The 17,808-nt window shown below is 68.2% G+C and carries 13 protein-coding genes and 1 tRNA gene; 3 read left to right on the forward strand and 11 right to left on the reverse strand.

The window, feature by feature from the left end:
* Positions 1–66: 66 nt before the first annotated feature.
* Positions 67–1,476, forward strand: a complete 1,410-nt coding sequence (locus ACWD04_RS16950; protein ID WP_451132587.1) for a serine/threonine protein kinase — start codon at positions 67–69, stop codon at positions 1,474–1,476.
* A 5-nt stretch (positions 1,477–1,481) separates the two neighbouring features.
* On the opposite strand, the gene ACWD04_RS16955 is transcribed toward ACWD04_RS16950, so the two are convergent.
* Entirely contained in the window at positions 1,482–2,819 is a 1,338-nt protein-coding gene (locus ACWD04_RS16955) for a hypothetical protein (RefSeq protein WP_451132589.1), read from the reverse strand.
* Between the two features lie 452 nt (positions 2,820–3,271).
* The gene (locus ACWD04_RS16960; RefSeq protein WP_003958712.1) at positions 3,272–3,406 is read right to left on the reverse strand and encodes a DLW-39 family protein; all 135 of its coding nucleotides are present in this window, start codon (positions 3,404–3,406) and stop codon (positions 3,272–3,274) included.
* A gap of 281 nt (positions 3,407–3,687) precedes the next feature.
* Between ACWD04_RS16960 and ACWD04_RS16965 the strand changes: the two genes are divergently transcribed.
* Entirely contained in the window at positions 3,688–4,047 is a 360-nt protein-coding gene (locus ACWD04_RS16965) for a DUF6344 domain-containing protein (protein WP_451132592.1), read from the forward strand.
* Between the two features lie 239 nt (positions 4,048–4,286).
* Positions 4,287–4,751: a GNAT family N-acetyltransferase gene (locus ACWD04_RS16970; RefSeq protein WP_451132594.1), complete on the forward strand. Its 465-nt coding sequence runs from the start codon at positions 4,287–4,289 to the stop codon at positions 4,749–4,751.
* A 92-nt stretch (positions 4,752–4,843) separates the two neighbouring features.
* On the opposite strand, the gene ACWD04_RS16975 is transcribed toward ACWD04_RS16970, so the two are convergent.
* The 9 genes from ACWD04_RS16975 to dnaA form a co-directional block, all read right to left on the reverse strand.
* Positions 4,844–4,920: transfer RNA gene (locus ACWD04_RS16975), tRNA-Ile, on the reverse strand.
* Between the two features lie 71 nt (positions 4,921–4,991).
* Entirely contained in the window at positions 4,992–5,582 is a 591-nt protein-coding gene (locus ACWD04_RS16980) for a DUF3566 domain-containing protein (protein WP_451132596.1), read from the reverse strand.
* A 93-nt stretch (positions 5,583–5,675) separates the two neighbouring features.
* Positions 5,676–8,303 carry a DNA gyrase subunit A gene (gyrA, locus tag ACWD04_RS16985; protein ID WP_451132598.1) on the reverse strand — a complete coding sequence of 876 codons (2,628 nt, stop codon included), beginning with the start codon at positions 8,301–8,303 and terminating at the stop codon, positions 5,676–5,678.
* Positions 8,304–8,349: 46 nt separating this feature from the next.
* On the reverse strand, positions 8,350–10,419 hold the full coding sequence (gene gyrB, locus ACWD04_RS16990; RefSeq protein ID WP_451132600.1) for a DNA topoisomerase (ATP-hydrolyzing) subunit B: 2,070 nt from the start codon (positions 10,417–10,419) through the stop codon (positions 8,350–8,352).
* 402 nt (positions 10,420–10,821) lie between these two features.
* Positions 10,822–11,382 carry a DUF721 domain-containing protein gene (locus ACWD04_RS16995; RefSeq protein WP_451132602.1) on the reverse strand — a complete coding sequence of 187 codons (561 nt, stop codon included), beginning with the start codon at positions 11,380–11,382 and terminating at the stop codon, positions 10,822–10,824.
* Positions 11,379–12,509 (reverse strand): DNA replication/repair protein RecF, encoded by a 1,131-nt coding sequence (gene recF / locus ACWD04_RS17000; RefSeq protein ID WP_451132604.1) that lies wholly within the window; start codon positions 12,507–12,509, stop codon positions 11,379–11,381. Before recF ends, ACWD04_RS16995 begins: the two co-directional genes overlap by 4 nt.
* A 72-nt stretch (positions 12,510–12,581) precedes the next feature.
* Entirely contained in the window at positions 12,582–13,460 is an 879-nt protein-coding gene (gnd, locus tag ACWD04_RS17005) for a phosphogluconate dehydrogenase (NAD(+)-dependent, decarboxylating) (protein WP_451132606.1), read from the reverse strand.
* Between the two features lie 146 nt (positions 13,461–13,606).
* A complete protein-coding gene (gene dnaN / locus ACWD04_RS17010; protein WP_359464132.1) occupies positions 13,607–14,737 on the reverse strand; it encodes a DNA polymerase III subunit beta in 1,131 nt (376 codons plus the stop codon).
* Positions 14,738–15,716: 979 nt separating this feature from the next.
* The gene (dnaA, locus tag ACWD04_RS17015) at positions 15,717–17,498 is read right to left on the reverse strand and encodes a chromosomal replication initiator protein DnaA (RefSeq protein WP_451132608.1); all 1,782 of its coding nucleotides are present in this window, start codon (positions 17,496–17,498) and stop codon (positions 15,717–15,719) included.
* Positions 17,499–17,808 lie beyond the last annotated feature (310 nt).

A 17,808-nucleotide genomic window follows, 5' to 3' on the forward strand; every position in this document is an offset into this window, starting at 1 on the left:
GAGCCGTGGCAGTATCCCGGCAGCCGGGGCACGAACCGAAACGGGAACGGGAGCGGGCACAGCGCAATGGGTGAGGTCTTCGCTGGTCGGTACGAGCTGGTCGATCCGATCGGACGTGGCGGGGTCGGCGCCGTCTGGCGCGCATGGGACCACCGGCGCCGCCGGTATGTGGCGGCCAAGGTCCTGCAGCAGAGTGACGCGCACACGCTGCTGCGCTTCGTCCGTGAGCAGGCGCTGCGGATCGAGCATCCGCATGTCCTCGCTCCGGCCAGCTGGGCCGCCGACGACGACAAGGTCCTGTTCACGATGGATGTGGTCAGCGGCGGTTCGCTGGCCCATGTCATCGGCGACTACGGCCCGCTGCCCCCGCGGTTCGTCTGTCTCCTGCTCGATCAGCTGCTGTCCGGGCTGTCCACGGTGCACGCCGAGGGGGTCGTGCACCGCGACATCAAACCGGCCAACATCCTGATGGAGGCCACCGGTACGGACCGCCCGCATCTGCGGCTGTCCGACTTCGGCATCTCGATGCGCAAGGGCGAGCCACGGCTGACGGAGACCAACTATGTGGTGGGTACGCCCGGTTACTTCGCGCCCGAGCAGATGATGGGAGCCGAGCCCGACTTCCCGGCGGATCTGTTCGCCGTCGGTCTCGTCGCGCTCTATCTGCTCCAGGGGCAGAAGCCCGACTCCAAGGCGCTGATCGAGTACTTCGCCACGCACGGCACCCCGAGCGCGCCCCAAGGGGTGCCGGAGCCCTTGTGGCAGGTCCTGGCCGGCTTGCTGCAGCCGGACCCGCACGCCCGTTTCCGTACGGCCACGGGCGCGCGCAAGGCGCTGACGGCCGCGATCGAGATGCTGCCGGAAGCAGGACCGGGCGACGAACCGGTGGAGGTGTTCGACCAGATCGGCCCGCTGCCCGCGGGATACGGTCCCGACGGCCCCGTCGGGACCGGCGCCCCCGAAACGCCTGGCAACGGGCCTCAGACGCCCGCACAGGCCGTGGGCGGCACGATTCCCGCACCGCAGCCGCCCCAGGAGACGTACGCGCCGCAGGGCCCCGGACAACAGCTGTACCCACAGCCGCAGGGCACGCCGGTACAACAGCCGTACACGCCGCCCTCGTCGATGTCGGAGACGGGCAGCTTCCATCTCGCTCCACCCCCGCAGCCCCCCGCACCTCATCCGCACCCCGCGCAGCCGCGGACGCCGTCCGCCCCGCTCCCCGGCCACCCGGCGTACCCCTACGCCGCCGCCGACGCGGCCCGAGGCCTCGCCCAGGCCGCTACGGCCGCCGTGCCGTACGGGGCGGCGGCCACCCGCGCCCACACGGCCCGAAACCCTCAGGTTCCGTCGGACGCAGCCCCGCAGCCGTCCTCCACGAAGCGGCCGGGACCGCCCCCGAAGGTGGCGGTCCCGGTGCTGGTGGTGGCGCTGATCTGCTTCGCGGTGGGGATCTGGGCACTCACCCAGGCCTGAGCGTCCTACCGGGCCTGCGGCGGGCCGCCGAACGGCGACTGCCCGCCCGGACCCGGCGGCACGGCGGCGGGAACCGCCCGGCGCCTGGCCAGCAGGGTCCAGACGCCGAGCCCCAGCACCAGCACGGAACCCGCGCCGATGCCCGCCGCGGCCACCATCGTCATGGTGGCGCTCCTGACGGCCTCGGGCGCGCTCCCGCCGCTCTTGGCCATCTCCCTGTCGTCGTCCGTGACCCCGAAGACCCCGGCGTCCCCCTGGTAGGGCGACGGCTTTCTGTCGTTGACGACCTTCACCTTGAGCGTCAGCCCGATGGCCTCGTCGCCGTAATGCTCCGCGACCTCGGGCGAGAGCGTCACCGACAGGTAGTACCAGCCGGCGAAGCGCATGGCGCTGACGTCCGCCGCCGCCGCGTAGCGGTTCTCGTACGCCACCGGGGGCAGCGGGTCCAGAGCCACTGAGCTGGACGCCCCGGAGTACGACAGCATCGCGTTGTCCACATGCCCGCCCGCCGGGTTGTCCAGCGCCATCACCAGGGCGTTGCCTAGGTATTCCGTGGACTTCTTGCTGTTGCTCAGCACGGCCGTGGCGAAGATCTGCTGGCCCCAGTCCACGGGCACCCGATAGAAGCGGGTCCGACCGGGCGCAATGGAGGTGACCCATTCGCCGGACTCCAGCCCGGTGGCGTCGTAGAAGCTGCTTCCACCGGACCGCTCCTGCTTTCCGGCCGGCGGCACCGGCGAGGCGGAGGGCCAGTTCTCCGGTGCCTCGGTCGGCAGCGACTCGCCGTCCTTCAGCGCCGGCTCGGCCTCGAAGCGCAGCTCCAGGCCCCAGACCGCCGGGGACGACGTCGCCTTGCTCTCCCGCTCGATCAGGACGTTGTACGTGCCGCCCGCCTCGCAGGTGTTGCTGTCCTTCTCCACGGTCCGGTGGGCGTACGCGGTGATCGGGCGCGGGAACTCCGCCGACTCGAAGTCCGCGTCCTCAGAACTGCACTGGTTGTCGTCCAGGTCCCTGATGCTGATCGTGATGCCGTCCCCGTAGGCGACCTTTCCGCCTGCCTTCGGCACTGCCACGGCGGAGACGTACGCATCGGTCGTGTCGTCGAGCTCCAGACGGTAGTAGAGCTTCTGCCCCTGCTCGATGGAGCTCCTGTAGACCGCCCCGGGCTTCAGCTCCTCCGCTTCGGCGTTCGTCTCCGCGCCCGGGACCGATGTCGCCGCGGGGTCGAAGGTGTACGCCGCAGGGCCGTCGGCCGCGTGCGCCTGACCCGGCAACGCCGCCACCGCGCACACCGCCGCGATCGTCGCGAGCGTCACCCGGCCCCTGTTGCGCTGCCTGTTCACGCGTTTCCCCTCGTCGTCTGCGTGCCTGCTCTGCGTCGGCTGCGTACGAACAGGAGCCCCGCGATCAGGACGGCCGCGGCGCCCGCTCCGGCAGCCGTCGCGATGCCGGTCCATCCTGCCCCGCCCGCACCACCGCTGTCTGCGGCCCCCGTCGTAATGCCGCCGTCGCCCGTTCCGTACCCCCGAGCTCCGCCGTCAGCGCGGGAGTTCCGTGCTGGGGCCCGGAGAGCTAAGCGGCCCGGTCCAGCGGGCTCACCGGGCGCGGAAGCCGGGTGTGCGCCCACCGGGTCCCTCGCGGCCACCTGTACACCAACGTCGCTTTGCTCATGCGATCCAATGATTTGCTCTGGTGAACCCAGAGAGGCGACTGTCACTGCCGCGCAACAGCGGACTCAGGACAGCAGAAAGCCCCGGCCGCTCGGCGGCCGGGGCTTCTAGCAGACTGTTCCGTCTCACACACCTGAACCTGCGGGCACGGAGTCGGTCGCCTCCGTCCACAGATCCTGCTCGGCGCGATCCGCCTGGATCTGGCGGTACACGAGGAGCCCGCCGATGGCGGCCAGTGCGACCAGGAGAAGCTTCTTCACCGCGCGACCTCGTCTTTCCTTGACGTAAGGAACTTCTGCCGCCCGACTATACACACCGGCCGATACCGATCGGTGACCTCCCCGGAACCCGCTCGCCGCCCCTTCCGGGCCCCCGCCGAGGCCGCTCACCGCCCCGGGAACAGCTTTTCCGAGCCGGTTGCACCATAAGAGTGGTGTTCATCGGAAGATCGGCGCACCGGGGGCGTCGGTCCCGGTGTTCGAGGGCCGGATCCACATCATCGAAAGGGTAAGCAAACCGGACCACCTGAAAGCGAGGGGCCATGAGCACCTTCAGGGCCAAGAGCATCTGGACCGCCTTCGTCACCGCCTTCTTCGCACTTCTCGCGTCGCTGGGCCTTGCCACCGCCCAGGCCACGGCCGCGGAGCCGACGGTCACGAACCAGAAGCACACGGATGCGGCACCGGCAACCGCGACCACCCCGTCGGTGCGATGGACCCTTCCGCGTGACAGGGCGCTGCCACCCACGATGAAACAGCGCATCCGCGCCGAGGCGCACGGCTCCTCGCCGGCCGGCCGCCAGCTGTCCGCCGACACCACGGACGCCGCTCGGACGACGTACAGCACCCAGTCCGCCCACGGCGCCACACCTGCCGGGGACTCGGCCCCGCTGCCACCCTGAGGGCGGCGCGAACGCCACCCAGGCCCCTGGTCCGGTTCACACCGGCGGGGGCCTTTTTCGCGCCCCGATACGCAGCCGCTTCCGCGCGATGGAACGCAACGGGGCGACGTCGGCCGACCGGCCGGTGTCCTTGGATGCCGGTCCGTTGCGGTACGGCGTCGGTCGGTGCTGCCCGCATCTGTTGGTGTCAGCCGTTGATGTCAGCCGAGTGTCAGTGGGTGGTGACAAGCTCCATCGACATGAGCGCTCATGTGTGTCTAAGAGACGTCGGACAGGCCGATCTGGAGGAATTCTTCGCGCAGGAACACGATCCTGAGGCCGTCCAGCGGTCAAAGTTCCCACCCCGGGAACGGGAAGCCTTCATGACCCACTGGACGACAAAGGTTCTTGGGGACCCCACCGTCTTCGTACAGGCCGTCACCGTCGACGGAGCGCTGGCGGGCAACGTGGTGGCGTGGTCGGGCGAGGGCCGGCGCTTCATCGGATACTGGCTCGGCAGGCAGTACTGGGGACTGGGCGTCGGTACGCAGGCACTGGAGCTGTTCCTGGAGCGGGAAAAGGCCCGTCCCCTGCACGCCGACCCCTTCGTCGGGAACACCGGCTCGGTGCGACTGCTGGAGAAGCACGGCTTCCGGCGAGCCGGGGCGGTTTGGTACGGCGAGCAGGAGCACATCATGTTGGTGCTCGACGAAGACCCCGTCTGAGCCCATGCCCGCCTCGGAAGACCCATTGACCGGCTGATGTCAGACGTAGACGTCAAAGGCCCCCCACCGGTAACGGTGGGGGGCCTTTGCAATGGTGGGGCTAACAGGATTTGAACCTGTGGCCTCATCCTTATCAGGGATGCGCTCTAACCAACTGAGCTATAGCCCCGCCGCGCTGCTGCGCTGACTTCTGAAGATTAGCGCACGTCGGGGCCAGTCCCAAAATCGATACCCGGCGTCCTACTCGTCCTCGGCGAGAGTGAGCTCCACGCCACCCACGAAGCCCGCCGACAGGTTGTAGATGAAGGCGCCCAGCGTCGCCAGTGCGGTCGCCAGCACCACGTCGATCACCGCGATGACCGACGTGAAGATGAGGACCCGCGGCAGCGACAGGAACGACTGCAGATCGAAGCCGTTGCTCTCGTTCGAGCCGGTGGCCTCGCTGATGGTGCCGCCCACGGTGGAGAAGACGCCCATCGCGTCCATCACCATCCACAGGACGGCGGCCGCGACCACCGTGCAGATCCCGAGCGCGATGGAGAGAAGGAAACTGACCTTCATCACCGACCACGGATCGGCCTTCGCCACCCGCAGACGCGCCTTACGGGTACGCGGAGTGGTCCGCGCCCCCGTCCGCGGCAGCCGGGTCGCCTGCGTGCCGCCCGCTACACCGCCTTGTGTGCCTCCGCCCTGCGTACCGCCCGCAGGCGACTGGTACGCCTGCGGCGGGTGGTAGGGCCCCGTCTGAGCCGCTGCGGGCTCCCGCTCGCCGGGCAACGGCCCGGTGGCGTACCCCTCGTACTGCGGCTGTGGTCCCCGAGTGTCCGTCACAGTGCCCCCTTGGGAGTCCGTGGCAGAGCCACGGGCACCGTTCGCTCCAGCTCCGGAAGCGGCCGAATCGGCGCCCGTGGCTCCACTCACGCTCTACTCCTCGTGCTCCCCGGCCGAAGGCTCCGTGCCCTCGACTGTGCCCTCGACCACGTTCTCGGCATGGGCCTCGACCGTGGCGCCTTCGGCCTCATCGGTCCCGTCGACCTCTTCGGCCTCACGACCGGCCTCGGCGTTGCGCGCGATACCGACGACGGCATCGCGCTTGCCCAGATTGATCAGTTGGACGCCCATGGTGTCACGGCCCGTCTCCCTGACTTCATTGACTCGCGTACGAATCACACCACCGCCGAGCGTGATAGCGAGGATCTCGTCCGCTTCCTCCACCACCAGCGCGCCGACCAGCGAACCACGATCCTCGACGATCTTGGCGGCCTTGATACCCAGCCCGCCACGACCCTGGACGCGGTACTCGTCGACAGCGGTGCGCTTCGCGTACCCGCCGTCAGTGGCAGTGAACACGAACGTACCGGGCCGGACAACATTCATCGACAGCAGTTCGTCGCCCTCGCGGAAACTCATGCCCTTCACGCCCGAGGTGGCACGGCCCATCGGGCGCAGTGCGTCGTCCGTCGCCGTGAACCTGATCGACTGGGCCTTCCTGCTGATGAGGAGCAGGTCGTCCTCGGCCGACACCAGTTCCGCGCCGATCAGCTCGTCGTCCGCGCCGCTCTCCGTCTCCCGGAGGTTGATCGCGATGACGCCACCGGAACGCGGCGAGTCGTAGTCCTTGAGCGAGGTCTTCTTCACCAGACCTCCCTTGGTCGCCAGGACCAGGTAAGGCGCCGCCTCGTAGTCACGGATCGCCAGGATCTGCGCGATCTGCTCGTCCGGCTGGAACGCCAGCAGGTTGGCGACGTGCTGGCCACGCGCGTCCCGGCCGGCGTCCGGCAGCTCGTACGCCTTGGCCCGGTAGACCCGGCCCTTGTTCGTGAAGAACAGCAGCCAGTGGTGCGTCGTCGACACGAAGAAGTGGTCGACGATGTCGTCTTCCCTCAGCTTCGTGCCGCGCACGCCCTTGCCGCCACGCTTCTGCGAGCGGTAGTCGTCCGTCTTGGTGCGCTTGACGTACCCGCCGCGCGAGATGGTGACGACGATGTCTTCCTCGGCGATGAGGTCCTCGATCGACATGTCGCCGTCGAAGGGCACCAGCTTGGAGCGCCGGTCGTCGCCGAACTTGTCGACGATCGAAGCCAGTTCCTCGCTGACGATCTGACGCTGCCGAGCCGGCGACGCGAGGATCTCGTTGTACTCGTTGATCTTCGCCTGGAGCTCGTCGTGCTCGGCGGTGATCTTCTGGTGCTCCAGCGCGGCCAGGCGGCGCAGCTGCATCTCCAGGATCGCGTTCGCCTGGAGCTCGTCGATCTCCAGCAGGCCCATCAGGCCATCACGCGCGATCTCCACGGTGTTGCTGCGGCGGATGAGCGCGATGACCTCGTCGATCGCGTCCAGCGCCTTGAGCAGGCCGCGCAGGATGTGCGCCCGCTCCTCGGCCTTGCGTAGCCGGAACTTCGTACGCCGGACGATGACCTCGATCTGGTGCGTCACCCAGTGCCGGATGAAGGCGTCGATCGACAGCGTGCGCGGCACCCCGTCGACGAGCGCCAGCATGTTCGCGCCGAAGTTCGACTGCAGATCGGTGTGCTTGTAGAGGTTGTTCAGCACGACCTTGGCGACAGCGTCACGCTTCAGCACGACGACCAGTCGCTGGCCCGTGCGCGAGGACGTCTCGTCACGGACGTCCGCGATGCCGCCGACCTTGCCGTCCTTCACCAGGTCGGCGATCTTCTGCGCGAGGTTGTCGGGGTTGGTCTGGTACGGAAGCTCCGTGACGACCAGGCACTGCCGGCCCTGGATCTCCTCGACCGCCACCACCGCGCGCATCGTGATCGAGCCGCGTCCGGTGCGGTACGCCTCTTCGATGCCCTTGCGTCCGACGACGAGCGCGCCCGTCGGGAAGTCAGGGCCCTTGATCCGCTCGAGCAGAGCGTCCAGGAGCGCCTCGTGCGAAGCCTCCGGATTCTCCAGGTACCACTGCGCACCGGCGGCGACCTCGCGCAGGTTGTGCGGCGGAATGTTCGTGGCCATACCCACCGCGATGCCTGCCGAGCCGTTGATCAGCAGGTTCGGGAACCGGGCCGGCAGAACAACCGGCTCCTGGTTGCGGCCGTCGTAGTTGTCCTTGAAATCGACGGTCTCCTCGTCGATGTCCCGGACCATCTCCATGGACAGCGGCATCATCTTGCACTCGGTGTACCGCATGGCCGCGGCCGGGTCGTTACCCGGGGAGCCGAAGTTGCCGTTGGAGTCCACCAGCGGCATGCGCATCGACCAGTGCTGTGCCAGGCGCACGAGCGCGTCGTAGATCGAGGAGTCGCCGTGCGGGTGGTACGTACCCATGACGTCACCGACGACGCGGGCACACTTGTAGAAGCCCTTCTCGGGCCGGTAGCCACCGTCGTACATCGCGTACAGCACCCGGCGGTGGACGGGCTTCAGACCGTCCCTCACGTCGGGCAGCGCGCGCGACACGATGACGGACATCGCGTAGTCGAGGTAGGAGCGCTGCATCTCCGTCTCGAGCCCCACGGGCTCGACACGCATGCCCACGCCCGGAACGGCGGGCTCCTCTTCGGGCATCACAGGGGTGTTCTCGTCGGCCATTGCTGGTCAAAGTCCTTTCGCACTGCGGCTTGCTTGTACGGCCGACTCAGATGTCGAGGAAGCGGACGTCCTTGGCATTGCGCTGGATGAACGAGCGCCGCGCCTCGACGTCCTCGCCCATCAGCACCGAGAACAGGTCGTCGGCCTGCGCCGCGTCGTCCAGGGTGACCTGGCCCAGCACACGGTGGTCGACATCCATCGTGGTGACGCGCAGCTCCTCGGCGTTCATCTCACCCAGGCCCTTGAAGCGCTGGATCGAGTCTTCCTTGATCCGCTTGCCGTTCTGCTTGCCGAGCGTCACCAGGGCATCGCGCTCGCGGTCCGAGTACGCGTACTCGAAGTCGTCACGGCCCCACTTGATCTTGTAGAGCGGCGGGCGTGAGAGGTACACGTGCCCGGACTCGACCAGCGGCCGCATGAAGCGGAACAGGAAAGTCAGCAGCAGGGTGTTGATGTGCTGACCGTCGACGTCGGCGTCCGCCATCAAAATGATCTTGTGATAGCGGAGCTTCTCGATGTCGAAATCCTCGTGGACCCCGGTGCCGAAGGCCGAGATCAGCGCCTGGACCTCGGTGTTCTGCAGGATCTTGTCGATCCGGGCCTTCTCGACGTTCAGGATCTTGCCCCGGATCGGCAGGATGGCCTGGTACATCGGGTTACGGCCGGACTTCGCCGAACCACCGGCGGAGTCACCCTCGACGATGAAGATCTCGCACTTCGTCGGGTCGTTGGACTGACAGTCGCTCAGCTTGCCGGGCAGCGAGGCGCTCTCCAGGAGCCCCTTGCGCCGGGTGAGGTCACGCGCCTTGCGGGCCGCGACACGGGCCGTGGAGGCCGCGATGCCCTTGCGGATGATGTCGGCGGCCTCGTTGGGGTTCCGGTCGAACCAGTCCGTCAGCTGCTCGTGGACCACTTTCTGGACGAAGGTCTTCGCCTCGGTGTTGCCGAGCTTGGTCTTCGTCTGCCCCTCGAACTGGGGCTCGCCCAGCTTGACCGAGATGATCGCCGTCAGACCCTCGCGGACGTCCTCACCGGTGAGGTTGTCGTCCTTTTCGCGCAGCAGCTTCTTGTCGCGCGCGTAGCGGTTGACCAGCGAGGTCAGCGCCGCGCGGAAGCCCTCCTCGTGCGTACCGCCCTCATGCGTGTGGATCGCGTTGGCGAAGGAGTAGACGCCCTCGGTGTACTGCGTGTTCCACTGCATGGCGATCTCGGCCGAGAGGAGTCGCTCCTTGTCCTCGGCCTCGATGTCGATCACCGACTGGTGAATGAGCTCGCCCTTGCGGGAGTTGAGGTACTTGACGAAGTCGACGATGCCGTTCTCGTAGTGGTACGTGACCGTGCGGGTCGACTCCTCGTCGGGGACGTCGACCACCTCGGCGCTGTCGGCGCCGGCCGTGGCCTTCGCCGACTCCCGCTCGTCGGTGAGCTTGAGCGTGAGTCCCTTGTTGAGGAACGCCATCTCCTGGAATCGGCGCGAGAGCGTCTCGAAGGAGTAGTCGGTCGTCTCGAAGACATCGCCGTCGGCCCAGAAGGTGACGGTCGTCCCCGTCTCCTCCGTGGCCTCGTTCCGAGCCAGCGGGGCGGTCGGGACACCGAGCTTGTAGTCCTGGGTCCAGCGGTAGCCGTCCGTCCTGACCTCGACGGCGACCCGGGTGGACAGGGCGTTGACGACGGACACACCGACGCCGTGCAGACCACCGGAGACGGCGTAGCCGCCGCCCCCGAACTTTCCGCCCGCGTGCAGGACGGTGAGCACGACCTCGACGGCCGGCTTGCCTTCGGACGGCACGATCCCGACGGGGATACCGCGGCCGTTGTCGATCACGCGCACCCCGCCGTCGGCGAGGATCGTGACGTCGATGGTGTCCGCGTGCCCGGCCATCGCCTCGTCGACCGAGTTGTCGACAACCTCTTGCACGAGGTGGTGGAGACCGCGCTCACCGGTCGACCCGATGTACATACCGGGTCGCTTGCGGACCGCGTCCAGGCCTTCGAGCACAGTGATCGCGCTGGCGTCGTACGAGGCGGTCACCTCGCCGTGCTCACCGGCTGTGGACGGGATGTTCTCGTTGGGGTTGCCGGAATCGGCCACGAAGCGCCCTTTCTGGCACAGCACAGGCCGTTCTCCGGCAGGCGGGAGCGGCTGCGTCGTTCGGCTTGTATCGACGACTCCCGCGAGGAAGCGGGATTGTCCATCAGTCTACCGGTAGCGCCGACATGAATGGGGGTTTGCCGGTGCCTGAGTACGCATGTGCCGCCCTGAATGAGCGGCTGACGACTCCCCATATTCGGGAAGGGGCCCCGGGGGGCTCACGAGGGCATTGCGCGCTTCGGGCTGTCAACCTCCCGCTACGGTGAGGGACGCCCCACGTCCCTCACGGGACCCAAACCCCCACATAGCCGTACAGACCGGAAAGGTCGCGTCGTCGGCAGATCAGGACATAGGCGAGTGAAACGCCCCCATGTCGTCCCCGGCGTGAGCCGGTGCCTGAGGGCTCCGGAGGAGGAAAAGACCTGCTCAGCCGTAGGTGTCGCCGGGTCCCTTGCTCCCGGGCGTCCGGAGCGGGCCGAATCTGCGCTGCGGACCGCCGGGGCCGAGAACTTTGATCATCCGTACGGTGCCGTGGCCCAGATCCGTGTTCAGCCGGGCCACCAGCTGAGGTGCCAGCAGCCGGAGCTGTGTCGCCCACGCCGTCGAATCGCACTGCACGGTCAGCACCCGCTCGACCGGATCCTCGTCGTAGCGCACCGGCACACAGTGATTGGCCAGGTCGTCACCGACGATCTGGGGCCAGCGGCCCATCACTCCCCCGACGGCCGCCGGGGTCTCCCAGCCCCGCTCGGTGATCAGCCGGTTGATCGCCGATCCCAACGGCAGCGGATCACGGCCGTCGGACCGGGCGCCCGACCGCAGACCGCCGCCTCGCCTGGCCTGCTTCTTCTGCTGAGCCGCGGCGCCCCGCGCACGGGCCTGCTCCTTCGCCGCACGCAGGGCCACGCGCGCCAGATCCACACCCGACACGTCGGGCTGCTTCACCCGCCGCGGCGTGGGTCCACCCCGCTCGTCCGGACCGCTCACCGTCGCTCCACCGCCCCGGCGGACACCTCGTACCGCGCACCGGCCAGCACACCCGGTACGTCATCGTTGACCGCGGCCGTCACCAGCACCTGCTCGCCGGGGGCCACGAGCTCCGCCAGCCGCTCGCGACGGCGCGCGTCCAGCTCGGCGAACACGTCGTCGAGCACCAGCACCGGCTCATTGCCCTCGGTGCGGAGCAGGTCGTACGAAGCCAGTCTGAGCGCCAGGGCGTACGACCAGGACTCGCCATGGCTCGCGTACCCTTTCGCCGGCATTCCGCGCAGGCCCAGCACCACGTCGTCACGGTGCGGACCGACCAGCGTCACGCCGCGCTCGATCTCCTGTTTGCGTGCCTGGACCAGTGCGGTCATCACCTGCTCGTACAGCTCCTCGCGATTGCGCGCGGGCTCCACATCGGGACCGACCGAGCTGCGGTACTCCAGCGTCACCGGTCCACCGCCGGGGGCGACGTCCGCGTACGCCTTGTCCGCCAGCGGCTGCAGGGTCGCGATCAGGTCCAGCCGCTGCGCCAGCAGCTCCGCCCCCACACGGCCCAGGTGCTGGTCCCACACGTCCAGCGTGGACAGATCCATCGACCGGCCGCCGTGTCTGCGGGCCATGGCGGCGGACTTCAACAGGGTGTTCCGCTGCTTCAGCACCCGCTCGTAGTCGGATCGGACTCCGGCCATGCGGGGGGAGCGCGCCGTGATCAGCTCGTCCAGAAAGCGCCGGCGCTCGCCCGGGTCACCCTTCACGAGCGCAAGGTCCTCCGGGGCGAAGAGCACCGTCCGTACTATCCCCAGGACGTCACGCGGTCTGACCTGCGACGACCTGTTGACACGGGCCCGATTGGCGCGGCCCGGATTGAGCTCCAGCTCGATCAGCTGCGAACGCTCGCCCTGGGTGACCGCAGCGCGTACGACGGCGCGCTCCGCACCCATCCGCACCAGGGGGGCGTCGGACGACACCCGGTGGCTGCCGAGCGTGGCGAGATAGCCGACCGCCTCCACCAGATTGGTCTTGCCCTGGCCGTTGGCCCCCACGAACGCGGTGACGCCCGGGTCGAGAGGAACCTCGACCCGGGCGTACGAGCGGAAGTCGGCCAGCGAGAGATGCGTGACGTGCATGGTCGCCGACCCTTCCGACTGCGTGCTCTGCTGTGTTCCGCTGTGCCCCGGGGCTGCCCGCGCCCCGCGGTCCTACTTCTTGTTCTCGACCGCGTGGCCGCCGAACTGGTTGCGCAGCGCGGCGATCATCTTCATCTGCGGCGAGTCGTCCTGACGCGAGGCGAAGCGGGCGAACAGGGACGCTGTGATCGCGGGCAGCGGAACCGCGTTGTCGATGGCGGCCTCGACCGTCCACCGGCCCTCGCCGGAGTCGGCTGCGAAGCCACGGAGCTGGTCGAGGTGCTCGTCGTCGTCCAGCGCGTTGACCGCCAGGTCGAGCAGCCAGGAACGGATGACCGTGCCCTCCTGCCAGGAGCGGAAGACCTCGCGCACGTCGGTGACGGAGTCGACCTTCTCCAGGAGCTCCCAGCCCTCGGCGTAGGCCTGCATCATGGCGTACTCGATGCCGTTGTGGACCATCTTGGCGAAGTGGCCGGCGCCGACCTTGCCCGCGTGGACGGAACCGTAGTCACCCTCGGGCTTGAGGGCGTCGAAGACCGGCTGGACCTTCTCGACGTTCGCGGCTTCGCCGCCGTACATCAGGGCGTAGCCGTTCTCCAGGCCCCAGACGCCGCCGGAGACGCCGCAGTCGACGAAGCCGATGCCCTTGATGCCCAGCTCGACGGCGTGCTTCTCGTCGTCGGTCCAGCGGGAGTTCCCACCGTCCACGACGACGTCGCCCGGGGAGAGCAACTCGGCCAGCTCGTCGATGGTGGACTGGGTCGCGGCACCCGCCGGAACCATCACCCACACGACGCGCGGACCCTTGAGCTTGCCCACAAGCTCTTCGAGGCTGTGGACATCGGCGACGTCCGGGTTGCGGTCGTAACCGATGACCGTGTGCCCTGCGCGGCGGATGCGCTCGCGCATGTTGCCGCCCATCTTGCCGAGGCCGACGAGACCGAGCTCCATCAGAGATTCCTTACGCGTTGTGCCGATTCGTACCCAGGGCCGAGCCTACGCCCGGCCCGGGACAGCACGGCGGGGTGCAGCACGGTGGGCCCGCTCTGCGCTGAGCCTGCCCGCCGGAAACTGCCATGACAGGAACGACCGCCGGATCAGCCGGAGAGGCGGACCGGCATGATCAGGTACTTGTACGAGTCGTTCGCCTCGGCGTCGACGGCCGCCCGGCCACTGAGCAGGGCCGGCTTGGTCGACGTCGTGAAGGAGAGCTGAGCGACCGGGGAGTCGATCGCGCTGAGCCCGTCCAGCAGGAAGGTCGGGTTGAAGGCGATCGAGATGTCGTCACCCTCGAGCACGGCGTCGACACGCTCCACAGCCTGTGCGTCGTCGCTGGAGCCGGCCTCCAGGATCAGCACGCCCTGCTCGAAGCTCAGCCGCACCGGGGTGTTCCGCTCGGCGACGAGGGCCACACGCTTGACGGCCTCGACGAACGGGGCGGTCTCGATGACCGCGACCGAGTTGAACTCGGTGGGGAAGAGGGTCCGGTACTTCGGAAGATCGCCCTCGAGCAGCCGCGTGGTCGTACGGCGGCCTGCGCCCTCGAAACCGATGAGCCCTTCACCCGCGCCCGAGCCGGACAGGGCCAGGGTCACCGTGTCACCGCTGGTCAGCGCCTTGGCTGTGTCCAGGAGCGTCTTGGCGGGCACCAGGGCCACAGCCGAGGCGTCGGGGTTCTCCGGCTTCCACAGGAACTCACGGACTGCGAAGCGGTAGCGGTCGGTCGAAGCGAGAGTGACGGTCTCGCCCTCGATCTCGATCCGGACGCCGGTCAGGACCGGCAGGGTGTCGTCACGCCCGGCCGCGATGGCGACCTGCGCCGCAGCGGAGGCGAAGACCTCACCGGGGACGGTGCCCGTGGCGGTCGGCATCTGCGGCAGTGCCGGGTACTCCTCCACAGGCAGGGTGTGGAGTGTGAAGCGCGAGGAGCCGCAGACCACCGTGGCCCGTACGCCGTCGGTGGAAATCTCCACCGGCCTGTTCGGCAGGGCGCGGCAGATGTCGGCGAGCAGCCGGCCGGAGACGAGCACCGTGCCGTCCTCCTCGACCTCCGCGTCCACGGAGACCTTGGCCGAGACCTCGTAGTCGAAGCTCGAGAAGCTGAGGGCGCCGTCCTCAGCCTTCAGCAGAAGGCCCGCGAGAACGGGCGCCGGCGGACGGGCCGGGAGGCTGCGGGCCACCCAGGCCACCGCCTCCGCGAGTACATCGCGCTCCACCCGGATCTTCACCGGAACCGCCTCCTGCTGTTGCTCGCTCGCCCTGCTGGCCTTCGTCGTCTGACCGGGGCTCCCTGCCCAAGGGCTGGGGAGACCACCGGGGTCCAGTCTGACGTACGGCACCGACACTCGTTGCTGCTCGGGGTCAAGTCGCACCAGGAGGTTCGCCGAGCTCGCCGCTCGAGTTGTGCACAGGCCCCACTTCGAAGCGGATTCCTGGCTAACTCTGAGTGGTAGTAGTAGTAGGCCCTGTGGAAACCGTGGATAACGTCATTTCCCCAGGTCAGACCCTGTTTTTTGTCCACCGACCCTGTGGGTGGCACCGGTGGACAACCAGGCGTTTCTGTGGACACGCGAAAGTTCTGCACACTCGATGCACAGGGCAGGGGGACTTCTCCCCAGGGCTGTCCCCAGCTTTACCCACGTTCCCCACAGCTCAACCGAGGCCCCTTGTGTGACGCCTTTCACTCTCGGCGGTGAAAGCGGGTGTTGTGTTGCCGAACAGTGGACAGGGGTGTGGAGAAGCTGGGGACAACAGGGGCACTCCTGTGGGCCGACGGTGGACAACATCATCGCGACCCTGTGGACGAAATTTTTGTCCACAGGCTGTGGATCATTGTTGACCACAAATCCCCAGGCACCTGACCTGGCCTGATGGAGTATCGACAGTCGGCCCTGTGGACGCAATCTGGACAACTTCGCAGTCCCCAGGCTGTGGACGCCGGATTCCGCGTTCTTCTGTGGAGAAGCGCTGGTCCGAGGCCTGTATTCGAACAGAGCACACGGCCTCAGCCGTCCCGCAGGCCGTGGACCAGACCCGAATCGGGTGCGCGGCATGGCCCCGGAGGCTGTCGCGGTGACGCTGTACGTCGGTTCCTGGAGCCCTCTCTCAGCATCCGGGGACGAAGAAAGGGCGCCCCATGAGGACGTCATGCGGTCCTCGCGGGGCGCCCGGGGCGCGCGGTACGGCGGGCTGGCTGCTGTTCCGGCCTCAGCCGTTCTTGATGCGGTTGGTGAGCTCGGTGACCTGGTTGTAGATGGAACGCCGCTCCGCCATCAGGGCGCGGATCTTCCGGTCGGCGTGCATCACCGTGGTGTGGTCGCGTCCGCCGAACTGGGCGCCGATCTTGGGCAGGGAAAGATCCGTCAGCTCGCGGCACAGATACATCGCGATCTGGCGCGCCGTCACCAGTACGCGGCTCCGCGAGGATCCGCAGAGATCTTCCACCGTCAGTCCGAAGTAGTCCGCGGTCGCCGCCATGATGGCCGGCGCGGTGATCTCGGGGGCCGAGTCCTCGCCGCCCGGGATCAGGTCCTTGAGCACGATCTCGGTGAGGCCGAGGTCCACCGGCTGCCGGTTCAGGCTCGCGAAGGCGGTCACGCGGATGAGCGCCCCCTCCAGCTCCCGGATGTTGCGCGAGATGCGGGAGGCGATGAACTCGAGTACCTCCGGTGGGGCGTTGAGCTGCTCCTGCACGGCTTTCTTGCGGAGGATCGCGATACGCGTCTCCAGCTCCGGCGGCTGCACATCGGTGGTGAGCCCCCACTCGAACCGGTTGCGCAGACGGTCCTCGAGGGTCACCAGCTGTTTGGGCGGACGGTCCGAGGACAGCACGATCTGCTTGTTGGCGTTGTGCAGCGTGTTGAAGGTGTGGAAGAACTCCTCCTGCGTCGACTCCTTGCTTGCCAGGAACTGGATGTCGTCGACCAGGAGGATGTCCACGTCGCGGTAGCGCTTGCGGAAGGTGTCGCCCTTGCCGTCGCGGATCGAGTTGATGAATTCGTTCGTGAACTCCTCGGAACTCACGTACCGCACCCGGGTGCCCGGGTAGAGGCTCCGCGCGTAATGCCCGATGGCGTGCAGCAGGTGGGTCTTGCCGAGCCCCGACTCCCCGTAGATGAAGAGGGGGTTGTACGCCTTGGCGGGGGCCTCGGCGACGGCGACCGCCGCCGCGTGCGCGAAGCGGTTGGACGCCCCGATCACAAAGGTGTCGAAGAGGTACTTCGGATTCAGCCGGGCGTGCGGCTCGCCGGTGCCGGGCGGAGGCGCGGACTGGGTGCCCATGGGGCCGCCGCCGTTCCTCCCGGTCCCGGGGCCGGACTGGCGGTGCTGGGGCGGCTGGTCCTGCATATCGTGGCGGTCGCGGCTGTCCCGCGGCTCGTAGCCCTGGTGCTCGGGCGGCTGCGGACGGTAGTCGTGCTGCGGCTGCTGAGGACGCGGGCTCGCGTACGGGTCGCGGTCCTGGTACCCGCCATGCCGGGGCTGCCAGGAGCGGTCCTCCTGGACCCGGGGCCAGGCGCCGGGCTCGGGGCGGTGCTGCTGGTAGTCCGGGTAGGCGGGACGGGCCGTAGGCATGCCGTCGTCCGAGGGCCTGGGGCCGTAGCCGTCGTATCCGTCGTTGCGCGAAAGCTCGTCGTGCTGCGGCCCCTGGTAGCGGTGGGACTGCTGCCCCTGGTGGGGCTGGTGCATCGGGGGCGCGGGCGGAGCAGGAGGCTCGTCGGCGGAGTCGTCGACGGTGATCGCGATCCGGATCGGGCGTCCGCACTCGCGGGTGAGCGTCTCGCTGATCAGCGGTGCGAGCCGACCCTCGAGGACACGCTTGCCCCACTCGTTGGGCACGGCCAGTAGCGCGGTGTCGGCGACGAGTGCCAAAGGCTGGCAGCGCTCGATCCACTGCTTGTCCTTCGGCTCGATGCCCTGCTGGCCCTCCCCGAGGAGCTGTTCCAGCACTCGCGGCCACACTGCGGCAAGATCGGCAGGTACGTCAGCCACAAGGCACGCTCTCTCGCATGTCCCACGAATGTGTACTTCTCGGGACGGGATGGGTCGGGTCGGGTGAGGCCCGGCAGGCAGGAAGGGAAAGAACCGGAGTTCAGCCACGGTAGTCAGGCCGACCCGCGCGGTTCAAGTTGTTGTCCACAGGCTGTGTACAGCAAGGGGTGGTGCGGACCTGGTTTGACCGGACGGCGCAGCCGCGCGTACCGTGACCAGGTCGAGTTGTCGATGGCTGCTGCCGCCTGCCTCCGATGGGCAAACATCACGATCTGTGATTGTGAAGCGGTGCACTAAGGCGTTTACGCGA

The organism is Streptomyces sp. NPDC002911 (assembly GCF_053591835.1).